The sequence below is a fragment of the Shewanella sp. SG44-2 genome (assembly GCF_014164215.1).
GTDB lineage: Bacteria > Pseudomonadota > Gammaproteobacteria > Enterobacterales > Shewanellaceae > Shewanella > Shewanella frigidimarina.
This window is the reverse complement of sequence record NZ_JACJEU010000005.1, coordinates 223,399-248,456: the sequence shown is the minus strand read 5'-3', so window position 1 is coordinate 248,456 and position 25,058 is coordinate 223,399. Positions and strand designations below refer to the sequence as shown.

At 41.4% G+C, this 25,058-nt stretch carries 21 protein-coding genes; 9 read left to right on the top strand and 12 right to left on the bottom strand.

Annotated features, from left to right (window positions below; translation table 11 throughout):
- The 5 genes from H5181_RS06120 to hemC form a co-directional block, all read right to left on the bottom strand.
- Positions 1–2,453, bottom strand: a 2,453-nt coding sequence (locus tag H5181_RS06120; RefSeq protein ID WP_182750514.1) for a retention module-containing protein, incomplete at its 3' end; no start/stop codon positions are given.
- Between the two features lie 366 nt (positions 2,454–2,819).
- Positions 2,820–3,989, bottom strand: coding sequence for a heme biosynthesis HemY N-terminal domain-containing protein (locus tag H5181_RS06115; protein WP_182750513.1), 1,170 nt, complete (start codon positions 3,987–3,989; stop codon positions 2,820–2,822).
- On the bottom strand, positions 3,986–5,236 hold the full coding sequence (locus tag H5181_RS06110) for a uroporphyrinogen-III C-methyltransferase (protein WP_182750512.1): 1,251 nt from the start codon (positions 5,234–5,236) through the stop codon (positions 3,986–3,988). Before H5181_RS06110 ends, H5181_RS06115 begins: the two co-directional genes overlap by 4 nt.
- Before the next feature lie 85 nt (positions 5,237–5,321).
- Positions 5,322–6,041 (bottom strand): uroporphyrinogen-III synthase, encoded by a 720-nt coding sequence (locus H5181_RS06105; RefSeq protein WP_123884264.1) that lies wholly within the window; start codon positions 6,039–6,041, stop codon positions 5,322–5,324.
- A 25-nt stretch (positions 6,042–6,066) separates the two neighbouring features.
- Positions 6,067–6,996 (bottom strand): hydroxymethylbilane synthase, encoded by a 930-nt coding sequence (gene hemC, locus H5181_RS06100; RefSeq protein WP_182750511.1) that lies wholly within the window; start codon positions 6,994–6,996, stop codon positions 6,067–6,069.
- Between the two features lie 274 nt (positions 6,997–7,270).
- On the opposite strand from hemC, the gene H5181_RS06095 reads away from it, so the two are divergent.
- Complete coding sequence (locus H5181_RS06095; protein WP_182750510.1) at positions 7,271–9,730, top strand: class I adenylate cyclase; 2,460 nt, start codon at positions 7,271–7,273, stop codon at positions 9,728–9,730.
- A gap of 70 nt (positions 9,731–9,800) precedes the next feature.
- Here the strand turns inward: H5181_RS06095 and cyaY are convergent, their stop codons facing one another.
- A complete protein-coding gene (gene cyaY / locus H5181_RS06090; RefSeq protein ID WP_011635931.1) occupies positions 9,801–10,136 on the bottom strand; it encodes an iron donor protein CyaY in 336 nt (111 codons plus the stop codon).
- Between the two features lie 79 nt (positions 10,137–10,215).
- Here cyaY and H5181_RS06085 point away from each other — a divergent pair, with 79 nt between their 5' ends.
- The 6 genes from H5181_RS06085 to H5181_RS06060 all read left to right on the top strand — a co-directional run bounded on the left by H5181_RS06085 (position 10,216) and on the right by H5181_RS06060 (position 15,043).
- On the top strand, positions 10,216–10,398 hold the full coding sequence (locus H5181_RS06085) for an LPS translocon maturation chaperone LptM (RefSeq protein WP_182750517.1): 183 nt from the start codon (positions 10,216–10,218) through the stop codon (positions 10,396–10,398).
- A 20-nt stretch (positions 10,399–10,418) separates the two neighbouring features.
- Positions 10,419–11,663, top strand: a complete 1,245-nt coding sequence (gene lysA, locus H5181_RS06080) for a diaminopimelate decarboxylase (RefSeq protein WP_182750509.1) — start codon at positions 10,419–10,421, stop codon at positions 11,661–11,663.
- A 40-nt stretch (positions 11,664–11,703) separates the two neighbouring features.
- Positions 11,704–12,531 carry a diaminopimelate epimerase gene (dapF, locus tag H5181_RS06075; protein WP_102037364.1) on the top strand — a complete coding sequence of 276 codons (828 nt, stop codon included), beginning with the start codon at positions 11,704–11,706 and terminating at the stop codon, positions 12,529–12,531.
- 110 nt (positions 12,532–12,641) lie between these two features.
- Positions 12,642–13,268, top strand: a complete 627-nt coding sequence (locus H5181_RS06070; RefSeq protein ID WP_182750516.1) for a DUF484 family protein — start codon at positions 12,642–12,644, stop codon at positions 13,266–13,268.
- A 135-nt stretch (positions 13,269–13,403) separates the two neighbouring features.
- Complete coding sequence (gene xerC / locus H5181_RS06065) at positions 13,404–14,303, top strand: tyrosine recombinase XerC (RefSeq protein ID WP_182750508.1); 900 nt, start codon at positions 13,404–13,406, stop codon at positions 14,301–14,303.
- Positions 14,303–15,043, top strand: coding sequence for an HAD-IA family hydrolase (locus tag H5181_RS06060; protein WP_182750507.1), 741 nt, complete (start codon positions 14,303–14,305; stop codon positions 15,041–15,043). The genes xerC and H5181_RS06060 overlap by 1 nt, the downstream gene beginning before the upstream one ends.
- Here H5181_RS06060 and H5181_RS06055 read toward each other — a convergent pair.
- From H5181_RS06055 to H5181_RS06045, 3 genes are all read right to left on the bottom strand, one after another.
- Positions 15,023–15,538, bottom strand: a complete 516-nt coding sequence (locus H5181_RS06055; protein ID WP_101086277.1) for a helix-turn-helix domain-containing protein — start codon at positions 15,536–15,538, stop codon at positions 15,023–15,025. The two genes, H5181_RS06060 and H5181_RS06055, sit on opposite strands and share 21 nt — an antisense overlap.
- Before the next feature lie 120 nt (positions 15,539–15,658).
- Positions 15,659–16,171, bottom strand: coding sequence for a hemerythrin domain-containing protein (locus H5181_RS06050; RefSeq protein ID WP_162022200.1), 513 nt, complete (start codon positions 16,169–16,171; stop codon positions 15,659–15,661).
- 115 nt (positions 16,172–16,286) lie between these two features.
- Entirely contained in the window at positions 16,287–17,558 is a 1,272-nt protein-coding gene (locus tag H5181_RS06045) for a kelch repeat-containing protein (protein WP_182750505.1), read from the bottom strand.
- Between the two features lie 622 nt (positions 17,559–18,180).
- On the opposite strand from H5181_RS06045, the gene H5181_RS06040 reads away from it, so the two are divergent.
- Positions 18,181–21,177 (top strand): UvrD-helicase domain-containing protein, encoded by a 2,997-nt coding sequence (locus H5181_RS06040; RefSeq protein WP_182750504.1) that lies wholly within the window; start codon positions 18,181–18,183, stop codon positions 21,175–21,177.
- Positions 21,178–21,318: 141 nt separating this feature from the next.
- Here H5181_RS06040 and fis read toward each other — a convergent pair whose 3' ends face one another.
- The 3 genes from fis to prmA all read right to left on the bottom strand — a co-directional run bounded on the left by fis (position 21,319) and on the right by prmA (position 23,789).
- Entirely contained in the window at positions 21,319–21,624 is a 306-nt protein-coding gene (gene fis / locus H5181_RS06035) for a DNA-binding transcriptional regulator Fis (protein ID WP_011635942.1), read from the bottom strand.
- 23 nt (positions 21,625–21,647) lie between these two features.
- Positions 21,648–22,610, bottom strand: a complete 963-nt coding sequence (gene dusB, locus H5181_RS06030; protein ID WP_011635943.1) for a tRNA dihydrouridine synthase DusB — start codon at positions 22,608–22,610, stop codon at positions 21,648–21,650.
- A gap of 297 nt (positions 22,611–22,907) precedes the next feature.
- Positions 22,908–23,789, bottom strand: a complete 882-nt coding sequence (gene prmA, locus H5181_RS06025) for a 50S ribosomal protein L11 methyltransferase (protein ID WP_182750503.1) — start codon at positions 23,787–23,789, stop codon at positions 22,908–22,910.
- Between the two features lie 520 nt (positions 23,790–24,309).
- Between prmA and H5181_RS06020 the strand changes: the two genes are divergently transcribed.
- Positions 24,310–25,053 carry a fumarate reductase cytochrome b subunit gene (locus H5181_RS06020; protein WP_182750502.1) on the top strand — a complete coding sequence of 248 codons (744 nt, stop codon included), beginning with the start codon at positions 24,310–24,312 and terminating at the stop codon, positions 25,051–25,053.
- Positions 25,054–25,058 lie beyond the last annotated feature (5 nt).

Sequence of the window (25,058 nt, the reverse complement as noted above, 5' to 3'; positions counted from 1 at the left end):
GTGTCGCCAACTTGGGTGCCAGTCGCTAGCGTCACGGTCGCGGTCACAGTGCCGTCGCTGCCGATCTCATCGCTGTTGAACACGCCATCGCTGCCCATGCCGCTGAACTCAACGGTGGGTGCAGGGGCTGCCACATTGTCCACTGGCTGGTTGTCGGTGGCGGTTGCAGATGGGTTACCGGCGATATCAATCACTTGCGCGGTGACATCAACATCGGTCGCGCCAGCAGTGACAGTCACTTCAACATCAAAGCCGTTGTCGAGCATGTCTTGAGTCACAGGGCCGTTAAAGAGGGTGTTGCCGTTGCCATCAGTGACAATCAAGGTGTCGCCAACTTGGGTGCCAGTCGCTAGCGTCACGGTCGCGGTCACAGTGCCGTCGCTGCCTATCTCATCGCTGTTGAACACGCCATCGCTGCCCATGCCGCTGAACTCAACGAGTGGCGCTAAAGATGTTACATCAACTATTCCATCATCGTTATCTGTTGCAGAGTTACCTGCAGGATCTGTGACTTCAGCTACGACGGTGTAACTGCCTTCAGCTAATGGATCAATAACATCAACGGTGTAAGTACCATCAGCATTTACTGTGGTTGTGATAGTTTGTTCGTTACCAGCACTGTCAATAACAATTAATGTGACAGTACTACCAACGGGTGCATCAGTCGTGCCCGTTATAGTTGGTGTGTTGTCGTTTGTTAGTGCTGGAGCATCAACCGTAATAATCGGAGCTGTGGTGTCCAAAATTGCAGAGTCACTTCCTTCAGGCGAAATATTACCATTTGAATCGACGACTACAGCAATAACATCAATTTCTTCACCTTCGCCTGGCGCCGGTAAATCAAGGTTTACACTTCCCGTTTCGATGTCATTTTGAGTCAGAACAATCTCAATGCCATTAACAACTAGCGTATCACCGGCTTGAGCACCAGTATTACCTAAGCCAATGGTAACATTGATTTCTGTAGCGCCATTCAGCTCTTCGTTACTAATAAAACCGTCATCATTAAGATCTGTATTAATTACAACGGTAGGTGCGTCATCAGCGACTGGAGTTACATTAATAGTTAATGTCGCTGTTTCACCAGTGTTAGTAGTGTAAGTAATAACAGGAACTGTACCGTTCCAATTTTCATTGGGTGTGAAAGTATAAGAGCCATCTTCATTGATGATGAGTATGCCACCTTCAAGAGTCACTTCTGTGCCTGTAGGGTAGGTTTGGCCGTCAACTTCAAATGTCACCACGCTTAAATCTGAATCTGGATCGCTATCATTATCTAACACATTGCCTGATGCGGGTGTGTCCTCAGATACAGTGACAACATCATTAACTGTTACCGTTGGGTCTTCAACAGGGGTGATTTCAATGGTTAATGTTGCGGTAACACCAGTATTGGTGGTGTAGGTAATAACTGGAACTGTACCGTTCCAATTTTCATTGGGTGTGAAAGTATAAGAGCCATCTTCATTGATGATGAGTACGCCACCTTCAAGAGTCACTTCTGTACCTGCAGGGTAGGTCTGGCCGTCAACTTCAAATGTTACGACGCTTAAATCTGAATCTACATCGCCGTCGTTATCTAATACGTTTCCAGTGGCGACAGTATCTTCTGCAACAGTATTGCTGTCATTAACAAGTACAGAGACATCATCAACGGGTGTTACTTCAATGGTTAATGTTGCGGTAACACCAGTATTGGTGGTGTAGGTAATAACTGGGACTGTACCGTTCCAATTTTCATTGGGTGTGAAAGTATAAGAGCCATCTTCATTGATGATGAGTACGCCACCTTCAAGAGTCACTTCTGTGCCTGCAGGGTAGGTCTGGCCGTCAACTTCAAATGTTACGACGCTTAAATCTGAGTCAGCATCAGTGTCGTTACCTAAAACATTACCTGATGCAACTTGATCTTCACCAATTGTTATTGCGTCATTGACTAATACTGAAGGGGAATCATTTTCAGTAAGTGCTTCTTCTTGAGTCACTGCTGTTGGGGCAGCAGCTTGTCCGGTTGTGTCGTAGCCAGAATCCGCAAGTGTTTCATCACCATCTCTTGTTACAGCAACATAACCAAAGTCACCTTGGTTGGCCGTTGGGGTGCCAGCGGCGGTTTCAGGTAAGTCAGTAGTTGGGTCTTCACCAGATGCAATCAATGCCTGTAAAGCTTCGATTTCATCTAATGCTTGCTGATCTGCTACTTGTGCAACAATCGTGTCATCGAGATTATCGGCTAATGTATTAATCGATTCGTCATTAGGGATGTTAGCGCTATTAAAAATAGTACCGTCATCAAACGTAATAACGAAACCAAGATTATTACTGCTGGCAACGATTGCACCAGCCGGCACAACTTGACCGAGTTGTAGTTCCTTGGTTTCATTGTTAATCGTTATTGTTACTGAACTTTCTGAAGCAGAAAGTATTCCATTTTTTGACGTAGTTATCGATTCCATTTGAAGCTCCCAACAGCTTTAATACACTTAAATACCAATACACTAAGATGTACAATAACAGCTTAGTTAAATACTAGTATTAACATTAAAATAAATTTAGACACAATCTGGTAATAATATCATTTGCTGCTAAAGTAGTCAATTTTTTGACGTTGAAGGAACATTAATAATATATTGAAAATATAGAGATAAATACCACCACATTTGTATATATTGTATACGTTTTAATCTCATAAAAAGTTCATAATTACGGATTAACTCTTCCGCCTTTATATCGGCACCAATAGCAGTAAGATGAACCAATAGATAACAAAAAAGCCTGCAACATTGCAGGCTTTTGGTCTGTACAAAAATAATACTTATTGTTTACAGAATATTAGCTGCATTACGATAGCTATGAGCCGCTGTTGAATTTTCACCTAACTGCTCTTGTGTTTGAGCTAAAGCCAGCCATGATTGATGAGTTGGTGCTATGCGACATACATTTTGCCAATGAGTTTTGGCTTGCTTAGTATCACGACTTTGAATGGCAAGCTTGGCAAGGCACATTTGATAGTCAGCATCATTTTCATGAGTGGTTTCTAATTTGCTAAGCAATTTACGGATATCTTGATCTTGAGCGGTAATTAAATCAGGTATTGCTGTAAATAAAGCTGCTGATGGCGAAGCATTGAGTAGTTTATTAATTAATTTTAGCGCTTGATCTTTATGACCATACTGAATAAGTCCACGAGCATAGGCTAATATCAGTTCATCCTCTTTACGTTCTGATTTATTTAACCAATGCCAACATTTGGTTAACTCCGCTTCAGATATTTTGGCTGCATTGATCATTAAAATACTGTTGGTCTTAGTATTTAATTGGTTGAACTCAGTTTCAGCTAATAATTGACGCTTTTTAAGAATAGGTAACAACAACTTCAGTGCCTGCCAGTCTTGCTGCTGTAAGTATAATTCTTGTGCCAATTTAAGCACTGGAGAGCTGCTTTTACTTGTCGGGTTCAGTTTATCTAATATTGCCCGGGCCTTAACCAGTTCACCTTGCTTCATTAAATAACGGGTGCGCGAAGTATAAACCGCTGTCTTTGCAATTGGGTTTTTCTCTGCTTGAGTTAAATAATGATCGCGAGCTGTAATATCACCTTGATAATGTGCTGCTCTAGCTGCTGCAAATAGATTTAATACCGGGATTTCACCTTTTTCAGCCCCTTTTGCCATTGCTTTTTCTGCCGCAGGCCAATCTTCTTCTGCCAGTGCTAAAGCACCGATTAACGTATGCTTTTTAGCGGCTTTTCTTCGCCATTGTTCTGGAAGGTATCGGCTACTTAATACAATATTTAATAACAAGATGATTAACCATTCGAGTAATTGTAGTGCAAAATAAAACACAATTAAGCCAACAATACCGGTCACTAAACTGGTTTCTATTTGATATTCACCAATTGCGATGTAAATGTAACCGCTTTGCCCAATAATGAGTGGGCTGATACACAGCCCAATTAAAATAAGAACAACATAAACTAGCGTCTTAATCATTGCGCAGGCTCCTGTGTAGGCATAATTTCACCATAAATAACCAGTTGCTGCAGTAGTGGCGATGCTTGAAATTTATTGAGCGAAACTTTCTCAATGTTAACCTTGGCAAGCTTATCTAAAGACTCAATCATTGATTTGGTCTTTGGATCTCTCAAGTCAAAGTACTGTTGTAACCATTTGTCTGCTAACGATATAGACTGTTGATAATTCACTTGGTCAAATCGGTACAATGCTAATTGTGCTTGTAATAATTTGTTGCGAATATTTTCGACTAAATACCACTGTTGCTCAGGTGATAACAACGGTTCCAAATCGGTTGTACGCTTACGAATAGTGATAAAGCCATCAGTCAAATCGTGCCAAGTTCGGGCCAGGTTCTGTTGCCAGTCGTCAATTGAATCTGTTACTTGTTGAGTATTTTTATTGTCAGCAAAATTTTCATCAACACGATTTAATGGCAATTGTGTTAAGCCATCAATAAGGGAATCTAGCTCAAAAATTGTATTGGTGATGTCAGTCGTTTTTAATGCTTTAACTTTAGTGATGTCAGCTGCTAATGCTTTGCGTAATAAAGTTAATGCAGGATCTTTCATCGCACCAATGCGTTCATCCGCTGATTGTAATAAACCAATAGCGGTTTGCGGATCGTTTTCTAACCACAGTTTTCTACCCGCCATGCGCACAAGGTATTCAGCTTCTGATGCCATCCAATGGTTAGGACTACGCTGTGCAATCACCGCAACGCGTTCTTGCAATTGTTTATTTGATTGCTGCAGTTCGGCTAATTTCGCATAAGCTTTGGTATCATTCAGCTGTTGTTGCTCTAACGTGCCAATGCGCTTATTGGCTGCCATTGCCGTTTGCTGTAATTCATATTTTAACGATTTATTTTGTGTTACTTGTTCCGAGATATTTTGCCCTAACTGAGTTTGACCATTACTTTGTTGATCAAGTTGCAAATACAGCCAATAACAAGCTGCAATAGCCACAATTGCCACGAGTAAACTGAACAGTACTCCAAGACGGATCCACCAAGAGCTAGGCTTCGCTTTGCGTCGACTATTATTAACCGGTGAATTGGTAGAGGAGTTTGACTGATTATTATTGGTTTTGCTGTCAGCAGATTTTTGGCTGGTTGCATTGCCTTTTTTGGTCTGTGCCGGTTTTTCTACAGGACTTGGTGCAGGAGAAATTACTTTCTCATCCTTGTGAGCTGGCGGGTTTGGATCTTTTTTATTGTTTTCCATGAACAGTCCTTGAAAGCAAAAATACAACCAATAAAAGCAATATTAATAAATGCGTGTCGATGCAAGATAACAATACAATAACAAATTATAACGCAAGACTCGCTAGTATAGCTTGAGTATTTGCTCCATTTGCATTGGAGATATGGCTTAAGCCCATTGCTTTTGCTTGTAATTCGACGCGATTACTGGGGACTATGATATGACATGCACGTAGCCATGCAAATAATTCTTTTGGTACAAGCTCAACTAAGTTGGATAATATTTCACCGCTGGTGACGACAATGGTGTCAATTCCAAACGATTTCCACTGTTGAGTTATCGCTTTACCGTCAAGGTTTGGTATTGCTCGTTGGTAGACTTGCCAATAGTTCACATTGGCGCCTCGCAGCTGTAATTGCTCTGCAAGTGTTTCTCGTCCGCCTAAACCCCGAACAATAATAAATGACTGTTTATCGACATCTTGTAATTGGGCTAGCGACAATAATCCTTCGCTATCTTGACTGTGTTCTGGTGAGGTAAAAGCATTGATATTATATTGAGCTAGACTATCTGCCGTAGCTTGGCCTACAGCAAAATAACGACAGTGAGTCGGAAATTGCTGTTGCAGTTTTTGTGCGGCAAAGTCCACTGCATTGCTACTAATAAACAGTAAGTTGTCAGTGTTATTTAAGTGGATAGGATCGAGTTGTTCTGTGGTTTCTACAACCGATAATAGCGGAGTAACAAGATAAGCAACGTCTCGCAGCGAGAGTTGCTCTTCCATTGCTTGATTGCGCCCTTGTGGGCGCGTTAGCAAGACTTTCATGGTCTGTTATCTTGATGGCACAAGATTAACTGGCATACACAGCGTCTAAAATAGTTTTAGCACCGCGACTCAGTAAATCCTCTGCAAGCGATTCCCCAAGTGCTACCGCATCGGTCTTAGAACCCGAGACAGTGCCTATAATGATTTGGCTGCCATCAGGATTACCAACTAAACCACGTAAAGTTAAATTATCACCGTTTATTTCAGCAAAAGCACCAATAGGAACTTGGCATCCGCCTTCTAAACGAGTGTTCATTGCTCGTTCAGCAAGCACTCTATAACGGGTTTCTAAATGTTCTAGTGGCGCTAATAACGCTTTAACTCGCGCATCATCAGTACGGCACTCAATTCCTACCGCACCTTGGCCATTGGCTGGCAGTGATTCTTCGGCAGAAATAAAGTTAGCGATACGTTCGTTTAGCTTTAAGCGAATTAATCCGGCGGCCGCTAAAATAATCGCATCATAGTCACCACTGTCTAGCTTGGCTAAACGAGTACCGACATTTCCGCGTAAATCTTTGATAACTAAATCAGGGCGAGCAGCTCTAATCTGGCACTGACGGCGTAAACTTGATGTACCTACCACAGCGCCCTGAGGTAATTCGCTGATAGATTTATAATTGTTTGACACAAATGCATCACGCGGGTCTTCACGTTCACAAATCACTTGTAAGCCCAAACCATCTGGAAACTCTACCGGCAAGTCTTTCATCGAATGCACAGCAATATCGGCACGATTTTCAAGCATGGCAACTTCCAGCTCTTTAACAAACAGGCCTTTGCCACCGATTTTAGCTAAAGGAGTATCTAAAATAACATCACCTTTAGTACTCATTGGCAATAGCTCAACCGTAAGCTCTGGATGAATGCGCTCAAGCTCAGCTTTAACAAATTCAGCTTGCCACATTGCAAGTGGACTTTTACGTGTTGCGATACGAATTATATTTTCAGACATGGTAGTAGATCCAATCAGATAGCCTCATTGAGGTAATGCTATCACCGCTCAAGCTTTGATGTAACAAGTCGATGATAATTGTTTGAAGTCCGTAGGGCTTATTTTTGGTTAATATTGTTTATTAGCTACCGGAGTTATAAAAAATAAATGCTACGATGATCACCATTTGAGTAAAAACGTGATCTTGATTGGCAAAAATAGTTATAAAGGGTTAGTCTTTTACAATTAGTTATTACCAGATTGTTGCTTTAGAGAAAAACAAAGGAAGTGAGTCTTGACCGATAAAACGACTTATTACCAAAAGGATTTAGCTGAAAAGCTCAATAGCATCAGATTGACAAGAGTGCTCAATGTGTTGCCTGAATCACAGCAGCATTTATTTCATCTTATACCTTTTTTAATCCATTATAATCAAATCAATGTGCCTGGTATTATCGACCCCGATACGCCTTGTGGTATTCACGGTTTTACCTTGTCAGATGCGATAGTGTCGGCATGTGATGCATTGTCTTTATCCATTCCTGAGGTGATCCAGCCAAGTGATTGTGTTTTTGAAGGCATATATGCCATGGGAAGCACTGCTAGTTTTGGACAAAACCCTCAAAGTGACGTTGATATCTGGTTGGTTTACAACAGCAAACTGACTGATGACCAGCTAAAGTTAATTGAATATAAGAATAAACTCATCAGTGACTGGTTTGCAGGTTTTGAGTTTGAAGTGAACTTTTATCTTGTGCATCCGATGCAATTTAGAGAGTGCAGCGCATTTGATAATTGCCAGCCAGTAGGATTAGAACACAGTGGTAGTAGCCAGCATTGGCTATTATTAGAAGAGTTTTACCGCTCTCACATTCGGCTTGCTGGTAAAGTTGTTGCTTGGTGGCCCGATGCCAATTGCCAAAATACCGAGTTTGATACCAATTTACTTTATCTTGGCGATATCAATTCTTTGCCAGCAGCAGAGTATTTCGGAGCCTCATTATGGCAGCTGTATAAGGGGCTCAATAAACCCCATAAAGCATTATTAAAAGTGTTGTTGCTGGAAACTTACGCCTCAGAATATCCTCGTACAACATTGATTACTCAACAAATTTGGCAATATTGTGAACAACAAGATTTTAGTGTTGATAACGATGCTTATTTATTGCTTTATCAACGTATTGAAACTTACTTGATAGCTCAAGGTGATGATAATCGTTTAGAAATTGTTAGGCGTTGTTTTTACTTAAAGTCAGGTGTCACGCTATCGTGTTTATCACCTAATAGTGCGACAGACTGGCGGGTAGAGAAAATTCAAAACTTGGTTAAGCAATGGGCATGGAGCCATGAGTTGGTAGCCACATTGGATAATAGTCCTTATTGGCATGCAGGTCAGCTTAAATGGTTCAATCAACAGCTCAGTGAATTGCTATTAGTCAGTTACAAAAAACTATTACAGTTTGCCTCAAAACAAACACTAAGTGAACGTATGCGGGTTGAGGAATTAGGCTTGCTGGCGCGTAAGCTACACACTTATTTTAGTGAAGATACTCATTTGTTACAGCCTTTAAACCGCTTATGGAGCCTATCTACTGCTGAAAAATCGTTGACCATCTTCCATTGTAGGCAAGCATCACGTTTTTATCTTTATCGCCAAGCATACCTTGAAAAAGATCTGTCTCAAGCGGTTGATAACGATCCTGCAGATGAGTTCGACGATCATTCAATTCACGAAGCGGATAATATATGCAATTTAGTTGCCTGGTCAGTGTTGAATGGCCTCGCAACTGCAGATACTCAATGGTTTCAAGTTGGACGAGGTAAAAGACGGACAGATAAATTAAGTTACTTAACGCGTAAACTTATTCCTATTATGCACAATGTACCCACTGTTTATAAACGTGATTTATGTGAACCATGGTGCTATCAAAAAATTGTGTTGATTACTAATATGGATAGAGATCCGACAACTCAATTGAGTGAGCAAGAATTGATATTGGAACATGTTAATGCCAATATTCTCTCTTTTGGTCAGACAAAAATAAGTATGGTGTCATCTGTCGCAATTGTTTGTTTAAACAGCTGGGGTGAATGGCAGAGTCATCGTTTTAATGGAAAAACCGCTTTACTGGAAGCCATTTCATTTATTATTTTGGGATTAAAACGCTCAAATGAGCAGGTTGATTTATCGATTATTAGTTGCTCTGCAAAATTAAAACAACCGATTTTTAATCAGCTCAAAACACTCCTGTTGCGTTGTTATGGTTTAATGAAGAAGGTCAATCAGACAAATACATTAATGCATCCGATAACCATTGGTGAGCAACATTATAGTATGCATTTCAATTCATTAGGTATGATGTATCGTAAAGTTGATTTAATAACAACTACCGGGAATTTTAATTCATCTGTGTTGCCATATGCAGATTTAGCTGAAGACCCCTATTTGAATTCACCATCGGTAATCCAAAAGTTTATCGTGATGGGAGCGAAGCAGTATTTTTTACGTGAACGTCATCAAACTCTTGATGTGTTTATTGCGGACGATAATAATCAGCTTGAACATTTACAATATCAACACACTAGCATTAATGATTTTGTTGCCAAAGAAAGTCATTTATATGTTTTTGACGAGCAAAAACAACGATCCCCTGTTTTTAATATGCCGCAGTTTTTTCAACTTGTGGATATAGAAGGCAAGTTAACGGTAATACCTTTTGGTTTGTCAGTAGATGAGATGGGCTCAGCTTTTTAAGCATAAGCCCAATCTCAATGACAATTAAATGACTCACTTGGCACTTTGTTACGCTAATTTATTGCGATGTTTATGCGCTTATCTCGAGCAAAATGCCACTTTGTTTGTTGATGGCGTCAATCACAAAAGACATAAACTCCAATCCATTACGAGTATCTAACCATTTGCCATCGTTGTAATTAAAGTGATAACCACCTGATTTTGTGGCTAACCAAATTTCATGCAAAGGCTCTTGTTTATTGATGACAATTTGCGAACTATCTTCAAAAGCCAGCTGTAAAACATTGCCGCTGGCATTGATATCTACATCGGCATCTTGCTCGTCAATTGCTTTTTCTACCGCGTTCTCTATTTCGCCAAACATTTCATCGGCTAATCGATGAAACTCAGTATCTGTAATAGCCATGTATTTCTATCCTTTGCTTTCTGCGTTATGAATGCGATTATAAGACCATTATTCACTAGATGCACAGATGTTGAGAAAAATGAGACTGCTTTTATTTATTATGCTTGCTAGCCTATTGGTAACCGCATGTGGTCAAAAAGGGGTTTTATACAAAACTCCTGAGCCAGTGGCCAATAAAGTTGCCCCAAAACCTACCAGCACTGATGTGCCGAAGCAAACTGAGGAACTCGACTCTCAACCCTCAACTTCACAACAAGAATAGCATTTATAAGGGACCGCATTTTGGATTACTTTTCATATCAAAATAATTCACTATTCGCAGAAGACTGCGATGTAGCAAAACTGGCCAAAACTCACGGTACGCCGCTGTACATTTATTCTCGTGCCACATTAGAGCGCCATTGGCATGCCTTTAATAATGCCGTTGCTGATCATCCGCATCTTATTTGTTATGCAGTGAAGGCGAATTCAAACCTTGCGGTATTAAATGTATTGGCTCGCTTAGGCAGTGGCTTTGATATTGTCTCTGGCGGTGAACTCTCACGTGTGCTGCAAGCTGGCGGCGATCCTAAAAAAGTGGTTTTCTCTGGTGTGGGCAAAACCGTTGCTGAAATGGAGCAAGCTCTTAATATTGGCATTTACTGTTTTAATGTCGAGTCAAGTGCCGAACTTGAACAGCTTAATGAGGTCGCGAGCCGCTTAGGTAAAGTGGCACCTGTTTCATTGCGAATTAATCCAGATGTTGATGCCGGTACTCATCCTTATATTTCGACGGGCCTTAAAGAAAATAAATTTGGTATCGCCATGGAAGAAGCCGAAGTGGTTTTTGCCCGTGCAGCAGAATTAGTTCATTTACATGTTAAGGGTGTGGATTGCCATATTGGTTCACAGCTCACCGAAATAAAGCCTTTCTTAGATGCCATGGATCGCATGCTTGCATTGATCGATCGTTTAGGCGAACAAGGTATCCAAATTGAACACTTTGATGTGGGTGGCGGCTTAGGGGTAACATATAACAGTGAAACTCCACCACATCCAGACGCATATGCCGCAGCATTACTCGAGCGCTTAAATGGTCGTAAATTGAAGTTAATTTTTGAACCTGGCCGTGCTATAGCCGCCAATGCGGGTATTTTTGTCACTCAAGTACTTTATCTGAAAGAAAACAGCGATAAGCGTTTTGCGATTGTTGATGGTGCAATGAATGATCTTATTCGTCCGTCGCTTTATAGCGCATGGCAAAATATTATTCCGGTACAACAAAATGATGCGCCAACTTTTGCTTATGATATTGTAGGCCCAGTATGCGAAACGGGTGACTTTTTGGGAAAAGACAGACAGTTAGCGGTAAAGTCGGGTGACTTATTAGCGATACGTTCAAGTGGCGCTTATGGTTTTGCTATGGCCTCAAATTATAATTCTCGCCCAAGAGTGGCTGAAATTATGGTTGATGGTGGTAATGATTTTGTTGTTCGTCAGCGTGAAACGCTAGAACAACTTTGGCAAGGCGAACATTTACTGCCATAGGCAGTAAGCTAGCGGCATAACGTTTTATAAGGAAACTTTTGTGATCCATTTCACTAAGATGCACGGACTGGGTAATGACTTTATGGTCGTTGATGGCGTAACACAAAATGTGTTTTTTTCGCCTGAACAAATTCGCCGTCTTGCCGATCGGAATTTTGGGATTGGTTTTGATCAACTTTTGTTGGTCGAGCCGCCTTATGATCCAGATTTAGATTTCCATTATCGTATTTTTAATGCCGATGGCAGTGAAGTTGAACAGTGTGGTAATGGCGCTCGTTGTTTTGCTCGTTTTGTTCGAAATAAAGGTTTAACGCAAAAGAATAAAATTCGCGTGAGTACTAACTCGGGTAAAATAACTTTACGAATTGAGCGTGATGGTAACGTGACCGTTAATATGGGCGTTCCTGTCATCGAGCCAAGCCAAATTCCATTTAAAGCCAAAAAAAGCGAAAAAACCTATTTATTGCAAACGCCGATGCAAACTTATTTATGCGGTGCCATTTCAATGGGTAATCCACATTGTGTGATTCAAGTCGAAGACGTACAAACGGTTAACGTGGACGAAATTGGCAACAGCTTGACCCGTCATGAGCGCTTTCCTAAAGGCGTAAATGTTGGTTTTATGCAAGTGATTAACCCAGGACACATTAAGTTACGTGTCTATGAGCGCGGCGCAGCTGAAACCTTAGCATGTGGTACAGGAGCATGTGCCGCGGCAGCAGTTGGACAACTGCAGGATAAGCTCGATAAACAGGTGAGAGTCGACTTACCTGGTGGCAGCTTAATCATAAATTGGGAAGGAGAGGGTAAGCCGTTATGGATGACCGGACCGGCAGAACATGTATATGATGGACAAATACAACTATGAGTGACATTACCTCAAAAGTCAGTTTGACTAATGTGGCCGCTGACAATACGGTTAGCAGTGAGCAAGCAAAAGATATTAATTCAATTGGACAAGATCTTGGCATCGACATGATGGCGAACCTGCAACAAGCACCGTTTGATGAAATGTTGATCCGCGAATATTTATTGGATAATCCTGATTTTTTTAATCGTTATCCTGAGTTATTAGTGGCTATGCGTGTACCGCATGCGGAACGTGGCGCGGTATCATTAGTTGAACGTCGACAAGAGCTGTTGCGTCAACGTGTTAGCCAGCTTGAAGAAGAAATTACCTCGCTTATGAATATTGCCACTCATAATGAGAAAATATTCAAATTTAATACCGAGTTGTCGTTTAAAATGCTTGCGAGCCAAGATTTAGGTGAGCTGCGTTTAGTGTTGTCAGAAGGATTAAAAAACGAGTTTGGCTTTAGTCATGTCAGGTTAATTACTGTGCACGATATCGACAGCGAATTAGCTAAAATTTGGCGTCATCGGGTTCAAAGTGGTTATTATTTTGGCCGGTTAACTCAATCAGAATCTAAACGTTTGTTTGGTAGTGAAGTTGGTTCTGTGGCATTAACTAAATTATCTGATGAAAATGGTCAAGTGATATTTGCTATAGCCAGTAAAGACCCAACGCATTTCCATCCCGATATGGACTCATTGTTATTCAGTCAGTTGCGTCGTTTATTAGATCATATGTTGCCGAAAATGTAATCGTTAAACTAAGAGTATTGTTGAGAATACACGGATTACGTCAATCGTTTGTAACTGTTTTAAACGAGTATTCTTGAGCGATGAAATAAGCTCAAATGGCGACGGCCTGAGTCGTTACAATCTGGGAGTACCTTGATGAAGCCAACTGACTGGCAAACGATATTTAGCCAACATTTGTCTTCAGAAAGACAGCTCTCAGCCTATACCGTGCGCAACTACCTGTTTGAATTACGTCGTGTCGAAGACATGTTAGCTGAATCAACTCAACTGATTGAGGTTAGCCGTGATCAGCTGCAATCAGTAATGGCAACATTACACCGTAAAGGGCTGAGTCCCCGATCTTTATCTTTGTGTTTGTCTGCCTTAAAACAGTTCTTTGATTTTTTGCTGCGCGAAGATGCTGTCACCGTAAACCCGGCACAGACGTTAAGTGCACCTAAACAAAATAAACCCTTACCGAAAAATATGGATGTGGATGCTGTCAGCCATTTATTGTCCATAGAGGGCGATGATCCTTTGAGCTTGCGTGATAAAGCCATTATGGAACTATTTTATTCAAGTGGTTTACGTTTAGCTGAGTTAGCCAGCTTAGATTGCGTTGACATTAAGTTTGATCAAAGCGAAGTTAAAGTGATGGGTAAGGGCAGTAAACAGCGTGTTGTGCCCATTGGCCAAGTGGCATTAACCGCGATCAAAACGTGGTTGAATTGCCGTAACCAGTTACCTTGTGTAGAAGCTGGGGATGCGTTATTTGTTAGCAGCCAAGGCAAGCGATTGTCTCATCGTAGTATTCAAGCGCGTATGGCTAAGTGGGGACAAGAGCAAGCCATGGCGGTAAAAGTTCACCCACATAAGTTGCGTCATTCGTTTGCAACTCATATGCTTGAATCAAGCCAAGATTTACGTGCAGTACAAGAGTTACTCGGTCATGCGAACTTATCAACTACACAAATTTACACCAGTTTAGACTTTCAACACCTTGCTAAAGTGTACGATAACGCGCATCCAAGAGCGAAAAAAGACAGGGGGAAATAATGACTTTGCAATTGCCTAAAGCTTCGATGATCCAATATCAACGCCTACAACCTTTTAGCGCGATTAGTTTTGATTTAGACGATACACTCTACAATAATCTTCCTTATGTAATACATGCCAGTGAGCAGCTGTTCTCGTTAATTAATCAAGCCTATCCTGCCACCACTGCATGGGATACCGCTCAATGGCAGCAACTCAAACATGCACTGTTCAAACTACACCCAGAGTTAGCTCATGATACCAGTGCAGCACGCTATGCCATGTTGCATCAAGGTCTTTTGCACTTTGGTTATAGTGAGACTGAAGCCAGCCAAGGTGCACAAGATGGCATGACATGCTTTCATCATCATCGCAGTGATTTTACTGTTGATAAGAGCGTGCTGGAGTTACTAGAACGTTTAAGCCAACGTTACCAACTTATTGGTATTACTAATGGTAATGTCGACACCCAGCGCATCGGGTTAGATAAAGTGATGCAGTTTGTGCTACATCCTGGTCATGGGGTTAAAATGAAACCTGCTGCCGACATGTTTAGCCTTGCTTGTCGTCAATTAGATATTAAACCGTCGGCGTTATTGCATGTGGGCGATCATCCGTTGTCTGATATCGCTGGAGCGAAAATGGCGGGGTGTCAAAGTGTGTGGCTAAACCCCTGTATGCAGCAACGGCATAAAAAGGCGCAACCGGTATTACCGCATATCGAGATTAACCAATTGGATTTACTGCTTCAGTTGCTTTAGCTTGAGATCGATTCCGGCTTTTAGGCTCATTTGTTCAACTTGCTCACGGCTAGCATGCATATCGGCATCGCCAACTCGAAAATAGGTGCCACTGTAAGGATCGGTGCCAACATAAATAGGTCGGAGTTTTACGTCGACACAGGGCACATGAATTCTGATCAGCTTTTTAGCCATAATTTCGATTATTTGTACGTCGGTAGGCGCTAAAATATTGTGACTGATTTTTTTCGGGTCATGTAAAATGGCCCAAATTTCACTGAGCATTGGCATCGGATTAATAATGCCCTCAATCGTAAACTCACCTTGCTGTTCTTTTACCCCTAAAATAATTTCCCCGCCTAAGGTGTTGGCAAAAGCACTATAGCTTTCCCACATGCCTTCGGGCAACATTCCATTACCATCTCTTCCACCTGCTAACTTAAATTCAACTTGGGCAGATTCATGTAAGTTTGCTATGTCGTCTAGGGCAAAGGTTGGGTAATGATGAGGTGACATTTAGGCTCCATATTGAAGTACGGTAAACTCATTATGTACTGTATGAAGTTTCGCAAAAAAAAGGAAGCAAATCCGTAAGGATGATCTCGAAGTTGCTTCAAAATGGGGAACCTAGGAGGATTATAGTGCTAAAGCTTTTGGGAATAATAAAGTGTTTTCAATCTCTATATGGATTTGCAAATCGGCATCAAATTCAGCCAAGGTGCGATAACACGCTTGCCACGTATGGCAAACACCTGCAGGTGGCGTGTAGTTATTGGTTAAGTTTCGAATGGTTTGCAACATGTGGTCTGCGTTATCGTGTTCATGCAACATCATGTTGATAGGATTACTAATATGACCAAAGCATCCATCAACAGTTTTGCCTAAGCTGATCGATTTAATCGCCGGAAATAAAATGCGTTCTTCTTTCATTAAATGCGGCATTAATTCGGCAATTAACTCATTAACCGCATGCGCCAGAGGCTTTATCTCGCTGTGATCATCACCGTGCGCGCGGACCATTTTATCTGTGTATTCCACTAATAATGGAGCGGTTTCACGAATGTATTGATGATGAGTCGCTTCAATATGATCTATCAAATCAATTAATGATAAGTGCTGTAATGCGGGTGCTGCTTGTTCGGTTAACATGGCAATTCCAAAGGTGCACATAATTTACATGTATTTTATGTGCATCTTTAACAATGCTCAATTTATTCACCACTAATCTGTTAGCTAACTCACACATTAATCGAAAATTGATGCATTATTGAGTGCAAGACTCGCCTTGCGCCAAAGTGCTTAGCAGTACTTTTGAACTGACTTCTTGTTGCTGTAGCATACCGCCGACTCTTAATAAGCTACCTTGCCAACACACTAACCCACGGTGATCCATGCTTGGCTGCGATAGTGTCTGTGGTGTGAGCCATTGCTTAGTAGCCAAGTCGAATCGATAACTATACGAGCTTGCCTCGCTAGGTTCACCGTTATAACCAATACCTGAATAGTTATACGGATTATCACTTCCGCCTAAAAATACAATTTGGCCACCAGTTGCTGTTTTAATCCCGGTAGCTGCCATGCGGTAATGTGCTGTAGCAGTTGCTGCAGTGTTTGATTTGGCAGTGTTTGATTCCGCTATGTTTGCTATTGATGGGTTGACGCTTGATTCAGTTATTGTAGATTTACTTGCGTTGATATTAGCCGCGACAGAGTAATGCGGCAGTAATTGCCAATCAATTCGCAAATGATTATCTGGATTGACCTCACCATACAAACACACGGGTGACGCTTGGTAACTGCGGCGCGCGTTGATATTAGCTTGTACTTTTACGCCGTCGCATAACACCAGCTGATTACCTACCATTCCTACTGCTTGACCAAATACAGCCGGTGCTGGTATTGGGCTTGCTTGAGCCCAAGTGTTGGTCTGGGTGTCATACACTTGGACTAAATTGACGTTGCCGTCGTTGTGCCAGCCGCCAAATAAATAAATGTATCGCTGTTGGTACGTTGCTGCAGTGGTGTCATCAACGGCCACTGGCATGTCCGCAATACGAGTATATTGATTGGTCTTAATCGAGTATTGGTAATTATCAATTGTGCTAATTTCGTCATGATTTTCGGCCACAGTATAACCGCCAAACACATACGCCTTATCGTTAATACCTATGGCAATTGACGCCAATCTGCCCGCTAAAGGCGCGATGTGAGGGACATCTGCAATTGACTTCCACTGTGAATTTTTTTCTGTAAGTGATAACGCCCAAGCATGATTGTGTACCGCGAGATGGTTTTTCTCTGGGGCTAGACCCATAAAACTGAGTAAATAGCTTTTGTTGTTACTGTGTACCAATGCGATGGCATTATTACTCACAGGTTGGGGCATAGTGGCAATTGATGTGTTTTGCAGTGGTGCGGCATCAACTGTAGTAATACACAAAGCCCCGATGAGTACTAATGATTGAATAACACTAGAAGTACCTTTTAATGACGATAGCATCGATGTCATCATTGGCGGTAATGAAGCGTTGTGCATGGGTTAATCCTTAAGTGCGAAGTCAGTAATGTATGCAAAAAGCAGATATTATCTCGGTTAATGTTTAATCCCAATCCCGACGCAGATAACGAATAATTTATTCACCCTTATTCGTGAGGCACCACAACATTCTGGTCTAAGTCGGGGATTTTTACGTGAGTGAATGTTGTTTTGCATTAGCTGTTTTGTGAATAGTATTCACCGTTAACGAGTGAGATTGCAACAAGCCAGAGTAACAAAAATAATAGAATCATTGTGATGTCTTTTTACATAAAACGGCCATGCGGTTGTTGATGTTATTTTATAGCGTAAACGTGAAATTTTGCTTGTATGTGCTGTTTTTTTATCATGAAATTAATACAACATCATTCGCCATAGTGTCTCAAACACCGTTGATCATCAAACTGCTTACAGCATGTTAACGTTATATTGAGTCAAACTACCGCTATAAAAAATACCCGTTTTGTTTGTTTAGGGTAAGCCGAGTTTTACCAACCGTATTCCCTGAAACGCTCACAGCGGGTATTATCAAGTTAAATCCATCATTGCTCATTATTTACTGTCACGTTATCTTAAATATGAGTCGGTTACCCCCTGAAACCATTTAGTCGTAGGTTTTACTTTGTCATCAGAAAATTCAGTTAGCTTTATCCCTCATAGTTGGTTTGGGCATTTGTATCAGCGTGACGTAAATGCGATCAAATTGACGCAAGAGGGTATTACTTTTATACCTAGCCATGGCCAATTTTTAGCAAGATTTCGGCATAACAATAAACAGCTTATTATTGGGCAGTTATCATGGCAGCAATTAGATCACCCGCCACTGTTTAGTGCCAGTTTACTCGGTAACTTACTGAGTTTTAGGGCCGCTGGTGCCCATTATCAAATTCCATTTTTAAGTTATTTTGCTAAATCTGATTTTAAGCAACAGGTCGAATTACTCTGGGCTTTATCTCATCAAAAATCGCTGTGCGATTTGATATTACGAGTTGAAAAAGCCACATCGAGTCGGTATTTACGGCAGTCATTAGTAGACAAAATGCGCGCTAGAATTGAACGTGAGTACTTTCGCTGGTTCCCTTGGAGTGAAGGGGCAGAGCTACCCGCCAATATACGTACCGCATTAATTCAACTACACGGTTTTTACCACTGGAATAAAGCTGATATAGATCGCCTACGTGAAGGCTATATTCAATCGCAGTTACTCGCATTTGCAGACTTTTTTGATCATGTTGAGTCAAATCCACTAACCAATAAACAGCGTCGAGCATGTATTATCGATGATGATAATAATCTGCTGCTCGCGGGCGCTGGAACGGGGAAAACCAGCGTAATGGTGGGCCGAGCAGGTTATCTAGTGAATAGTGGTCAAGCTCAAGCTAATGACATTCTATTGCTTGCTTATGGCAAAAAAGCCGCCATGGAAATGGATCTGCGAATTAAACATAAGCTGGGCAGTGATGATATTAAGGCCAGTACTTTTCACAGTTTAGGCCTGAAAATTATTGCCGATGTTGAAGGTGTGAAACCTAGCTTATCAGCGTGGGTAAATGATGAACCCGCCAAAGACAAATGGGTGCATGATAGATTAGAAGTTTTGATTAAAAATGAATCTTATCGTAAACAACTTTTTGACTATTTCAGTCGTTATTATTACGTTGAAAAAAGCCCATTCGAATTTTCAACACATGGTGAGTATTTTGAATATTTAAATGATAATGATATTCGCTCATTGAAAGGTGAAAGAGTCAAAAGTTTTGGTGAGTTGAATATCGCCAATTGGCTGTTTACCAATGGCATTGAATATCAATATGAAGCCAAGTATGAATTTGATGTCAGCACGGTTGATTTTCGCCAGTATCAAGCTGATTTTTATCTACCTGAATATGAGGTTTATATTGAATATTATGGCATTGATGAAGCCAATAATACGGCTCCTTATATCGATCAAGCTGCATATTTAGCATCAATGGAATGGAAACGGCAGTTACATCATCAGCGCCAAACCAACTGCATCGAATTATTTTATTATCAGCACAAGAAAAGTCAGTTAATTAATAAGCTTGAACAAGCTTTAACGGTATTTAAGGTTAACTACTCACCTTTACCCGATGAAGCGATATTGGCAACTCTTTATGAACTGGGACGAGTCACTGAACTGGCAAAATTGTTTAGCCAGCTCATTGGCTTGTACAAAGCAGCTTGTGTTGACGAAGCCGGGCTGGAAAAGGTATTTGCCAATGCTGCTGATGCTACCCAAACGCGTAAAGCATTTGAATTACTCCAACCCATTTTACAGCAGTATCAACAGTATTTATCTGCTCACGGTGATATCGACTTTGAGGACATGATAGCCAAAGCGCTCGCATACCTGCAAAGTGGTCAATATGTCAGCCCATGGCGATATATCATGGTCGATGAGTTTCAAGATATTTCAGAACCCAGAGCACGTTTAGTGCGAGCCTTGCGAGATTCGCGCACGAAAAAAGGTAACAGCGATACTTCATTATTTTGTGTTGGTGACGATTGGCAGGCGATTTATCGCTTTAGTGGTGCGGATGTCCGTTTGACGACTCAATTTAAACGTTATTTTGGCCATGCCAGCGAAACGCATTTGGATCTTACTTTTAGATTTAATAACCTTATCGGTGAAGTGGCTAGCGCTTTTGTGAGTAAAAATCCGCATCAACTCAACAAAGATATCCATTCATTGGTACAAGTTGCCAAGCCTGCAGTATCAATACTTCGTCGTGGCACCAATGAGGGCGCAACTAAAGATGAGCCGAGTAACAACGCATTAGAGCAAGCCTTAAATGCTCTGGCCGTCCGCGTTACTCAAGCTGTTGATAAGCTTAAAGCTAAACCGACAGTATATTTACTGGCACGTTTCTGGTTTCAGTTGCCAGATAAAGACATGTTGCGTCAGTTAACGGCTAAATACCCGATGTTCGTGATTGAGTGTTTATCGTTTCATGCTTCAAAAGGTAAAGAGGCCGACTATGTGGTGATTATGGGGATGACCCAAGGTATACATGGATTTCCGTCGAAAAAAATAACGCCACCTTTACTTGATGCGTTTTTACCTAAAGCTGAAAATTTTGAGTTTGCAGAGGAACGGCGTTTATTCTATGTCGCGCTAACCCGTGCAAGGCACCGAGTTTACGTTATCGCCGATATGACCAATGTGAGCCCATTTATTGTGGAACTGATCCAACAAGATTATGCCGTTGAACAACGAGAATTTAGTACGTCTTTAGTGCAATCCTTGTTCGAACAAATTAACTGTGTCCGATGTACAACTGGGATATTAAAACCACGAGTGGGCAAGTTCACATCATTCTTTTCTTGCTCACACTTTCCATTATGCGATCACAAAGAAGCAGGCTGTGACGAATGCGGCAGTCCGATGACACGCAAACGTTTTGTCGGTTTCAAGGTATGCCTCAATGACAGTTGTGCCCATATGGCGCCGCTATGTAACGTCTGTGGCGGTGATATGAGCTTAAGAGAAAGTGCTAGAGGGGCTTTTTGGGGCTGCAAAAATTATCGGGGTAACAACGTGCCTAGTTGTAGCAATACCATTAATACAGCCAAAATATCTCCGCAACAGGTGCAGTAGTCATTAGACATGAATGACCGTTTCTACTCGTATTTAACACTTGCTGATAAGTGGTGTGTTACTACGAGTGTAACTGATAAAACAAAACGGGCTTATCATTGCTGATAAGCCCGTTTCATTACAATCACTTAGACGCTAGTCTTAGTTCATGCCGTATTTCTTTAATTTCTTACGTAAAGTACCACGGTTGATACCTAACATATTAGCAGCGCGCGTTTGGTTGCCACGAGTGTGTTGCATGATGATGTCTAGTAAAGGTGCTTCAACTTCGCACAATACCATTTCATATACTTCAGAAGCTTCCTGACCGTCTAACTGAGAGAAGAAGTTAGTTACGGCACGTTTAACTGCGTCACGTAATAACTGCGGCTTGATAGTGCCGTTTGCTGTTTCGATTTTGCCTACGGTAAGCTGGTGAACTTCTGTGTTAGTTGTCTGATCAAACATTCTATTCTGCTCTTTATTAAATTCTAAACTAATTCATCAAAATAACATTCTACGAGGGAATGTTGCTGGGCAGCGGTTTCAAGCCGATTGAAGTCAGCACGAAATTGGCGCTGTTCCTCATGGTTTAGGTACCACCCGACATGCTTTCTAGCAAATCGGACACCTTTGTATTCGCCATATAAGTCATAAAGTTTCTTAAGGTGTTCAAGCATCACACTGCGTTGCTCTTCTGCCTTAATTGGCGCTAACTTTTTACCTGTTTCCAGATAATGTAGGATTTCTTTAAAAATCCAAGGCCGTCCTTGTGCACCTCTTCCTATCATCAGGGCATCGGCGCCAGTGTAGTCAAGTACAAACTTGGCTTTCTCTGGTGTGTCGATGTCCCCGTTAGCGACAACAGGAATTGAGACATTCTGTTTAATTGCTTTAATGGTGTCGTACTCGGCAAAGCCTTTGTACATACATTGTCTGGTTCGGCCGTGAACGGCGAGCGAGACAATGCCACAATCTTCAGCAATTTGGGCTATTTCAACACCATTACGATGTTCAGGCTCCCAACCTGTGCGTATCTTTAACGTTACTGGCACATCTACTGCAGCAACCACAGCTTGTAAAATCTCTTTTACTAAGCTGGGGCTTTGCATTAACGCAGAACCAGCAAATTTTTTATTCACTTTCTTTGCTGGGCAGCCCATATTGATATCAATGATGTGCGCACCTTGTTCAACGTTGAACTTAGCGGCATTAGCCATTAAATCAGGATCTGCACCTGCTATTTGTACGGAGCGTATACCTTCTTCACCAGAATGCATCATGCGCTGGCGGCTTTTGTCGCTGTCCCAAACGTCGGGATTCGATGAAAGCATTTCTGATACGGCTAAAGCTGCGCCATAGCGTAAACAGAGATTTCGGAAGGCCTGATCGGTGACACCTGCCATTGGTGCCACAATCAGCTGATTAGACAGTTGATACGGGCCAATTTGCATTTCGGACTTCACCTTGCTCTCCAAAGGGGCGCTATAGTAGCCCTTTTTTACGGCCGTGAAAAGGTCAATAAATGACCTAAATGCAACTTTTTTGCTTGACTTTTATTAGCCATCACATCTTTGACTAATAAATGGCGTTTTTTGGCCATTTTTGAGCACTGGTGCGTGTTGCAGAGAGATGTTTTCCTATATACAAGTGTCAATTATGAATGTTAACAACCTGTAAACGAGAATTTACGCACTCAATTAGCTCGTAATATAGCCAATTATTGAGTGCGTTTTAGGCTTGCGAGCTGACTACTTGCGTATTCCTGTTAAGCGACTCCAGTCTTCTTTGTTACTTACTGGATCCATGATGAACCATTGGCTGTAGAAGTCGGATACTTCTTGTGCTTGTTCTTGCAATAAACCCGATAGTGCCAGTTTGCCACCTATTTTGACTTTCTCAGCTATCAAATGTGCTAGCTCTTTTAACGGGCCAGCAAGAATATTAGCGACTAATACGTCTGCTTGTAAGTTGGCTGGTTGATCTTCTGGTAAATATAGGGCCAATTTATCAACTACATCGTTACGTTCAGCATTGGCTTTTGAAGCGTCAATAGCTTGATAATCAATATCAACACCGGTCACTTTTTTGGCGCCGAGTTTAATGGCGGCAATAGCTAAAATACCAGAGCCACAACCAAAATCGATGACTTCTTGGTTTGATAAATCAAGGCTGTCCAACCATTCTAAACATAAGGCGGTGGTAGGGTGAGTACCTGTACCAAACGCTAAACCTGGATCGAGAATGACGTTAACAGCGGTCGGGTCAGGAATTTCACGCCAGCTAGGGCAAATCCATAAGCGTGAACCAAATTGGATTGGGTGAAAGCTGTCCATCCATTCGCGGATCCAGTCTTTATCTTCGACTTGTTCAATTTTATGATTAAAGCCTTTGCCTAAAAATGGCATTGATTCTAAAAACTCGATTGTTGGTGCTAAGTCAGTACCCGCATCAAATAATGCAATCATTACGGTATCTTGCCACAGTGGTGTTTCACCTAATTTTGGTTCGAAAATAGGCTCGTCTTGGCCATCTTCGTAGGTGATGGAAAGTGAACCGTGATCCATTAATAAGTCGCCAAGCAAGTCGGCGTTATCGCGATGAGTGTGAATGCGTAATTGGATCCAAGCCATGGGAATTTCCTAACTGTGGTAAAAGTAATATCAAATTGGCGCTTATTATACCCAAGTTATTTTAAGATGCTCGTTTAGGTGAGAGTTTATTGGTTTTTTGCTCGGTTAAGATGGGCCATTTTGGTCACGTTTATATTAAAAATTGCCCAGGATATTGCTGATGATTAGAAAACAGGTAAGTTAGTTGCGTTAAATTTGATCTGTTCTAGTCGCGATCATATCACCCCGGTCATGTTGTTATTACGCGATAAGTTACGTCAATATTGCCAATAATTATTACCATAAAGTCACATTTTTAGTTAAAACACGCGATTGTCTTTTCTACCGAAAACTCGTTTCGGTTTTTAGTTAACTATCAGTATTGTTTAAGTTTTTATTTGCTAGTTGGTGTGACCCGCTTCTAACTCCCGCTTAATAATAGGTGAACTTTATCACGGTTTGATCATTGTTCATTGCCGCTATTCAAAAACTCCTGATATGGTCAATACTTGTGATTGTGTATAACAGGATATGATGATTTATGGCTGCGAATTCTTTGCAAACGAAAGTCGACAGTGCGGTAAATACCGATAAAGGTTTTGCTCACCCTCTTTGGGCTGCTCGTGCTGATAAACTACAGAGTCTGTCTGGTGTATTACTGGGGCTTTTTCTAGTGATGCATTTGCATTTTGAGTCGAGTATTTTGTTTGGTAAAGAAGCCTTCTACCAAGTGGCACAGTTTCTTGAGGGTGGCATATTCAGTGAAACTGGCCATGGCTATCCTCTGGTAACAAAAATTTTTTCCTGCTTTATGCTATTGATTGTGCTGATCCATGCGGTATTTGCATTACGGCGTTTTCCGACTCAATTAGGGCAATGGCGAGCCTTACGAAATCAAATGCGTTTTTTACCCCATGAAGATACCAAAATTTGGTTTTGGCAAATGATCACTGGTTTTTTATTGTTCTTCCTCGTACCAACGCACTTATTCACCATGATAACCAACCCTGAAATAGGCCCACATCTTTCGGCTGAACGGGTGTATCACCTCAATGCTTGGGTTTTATATATCCTGCTATTACCTGTTGTAGCAGTGCATGCCGTATTTGGTTTATATCGCGTAGTGGTGAAATGGGGCTTGGTTGAGCAACGTTTTGCTATGCTCAAATTTGCCAAGGTGTTGCTAGTGTATTTAATGGTGCTAGGTGTGGCGAGTTTGCTGACGTATATTTTTATTGGCCGCTCTTTAGCATTACCTGTAGTGCCATATGTGTCGATGTTGTAAGGAAT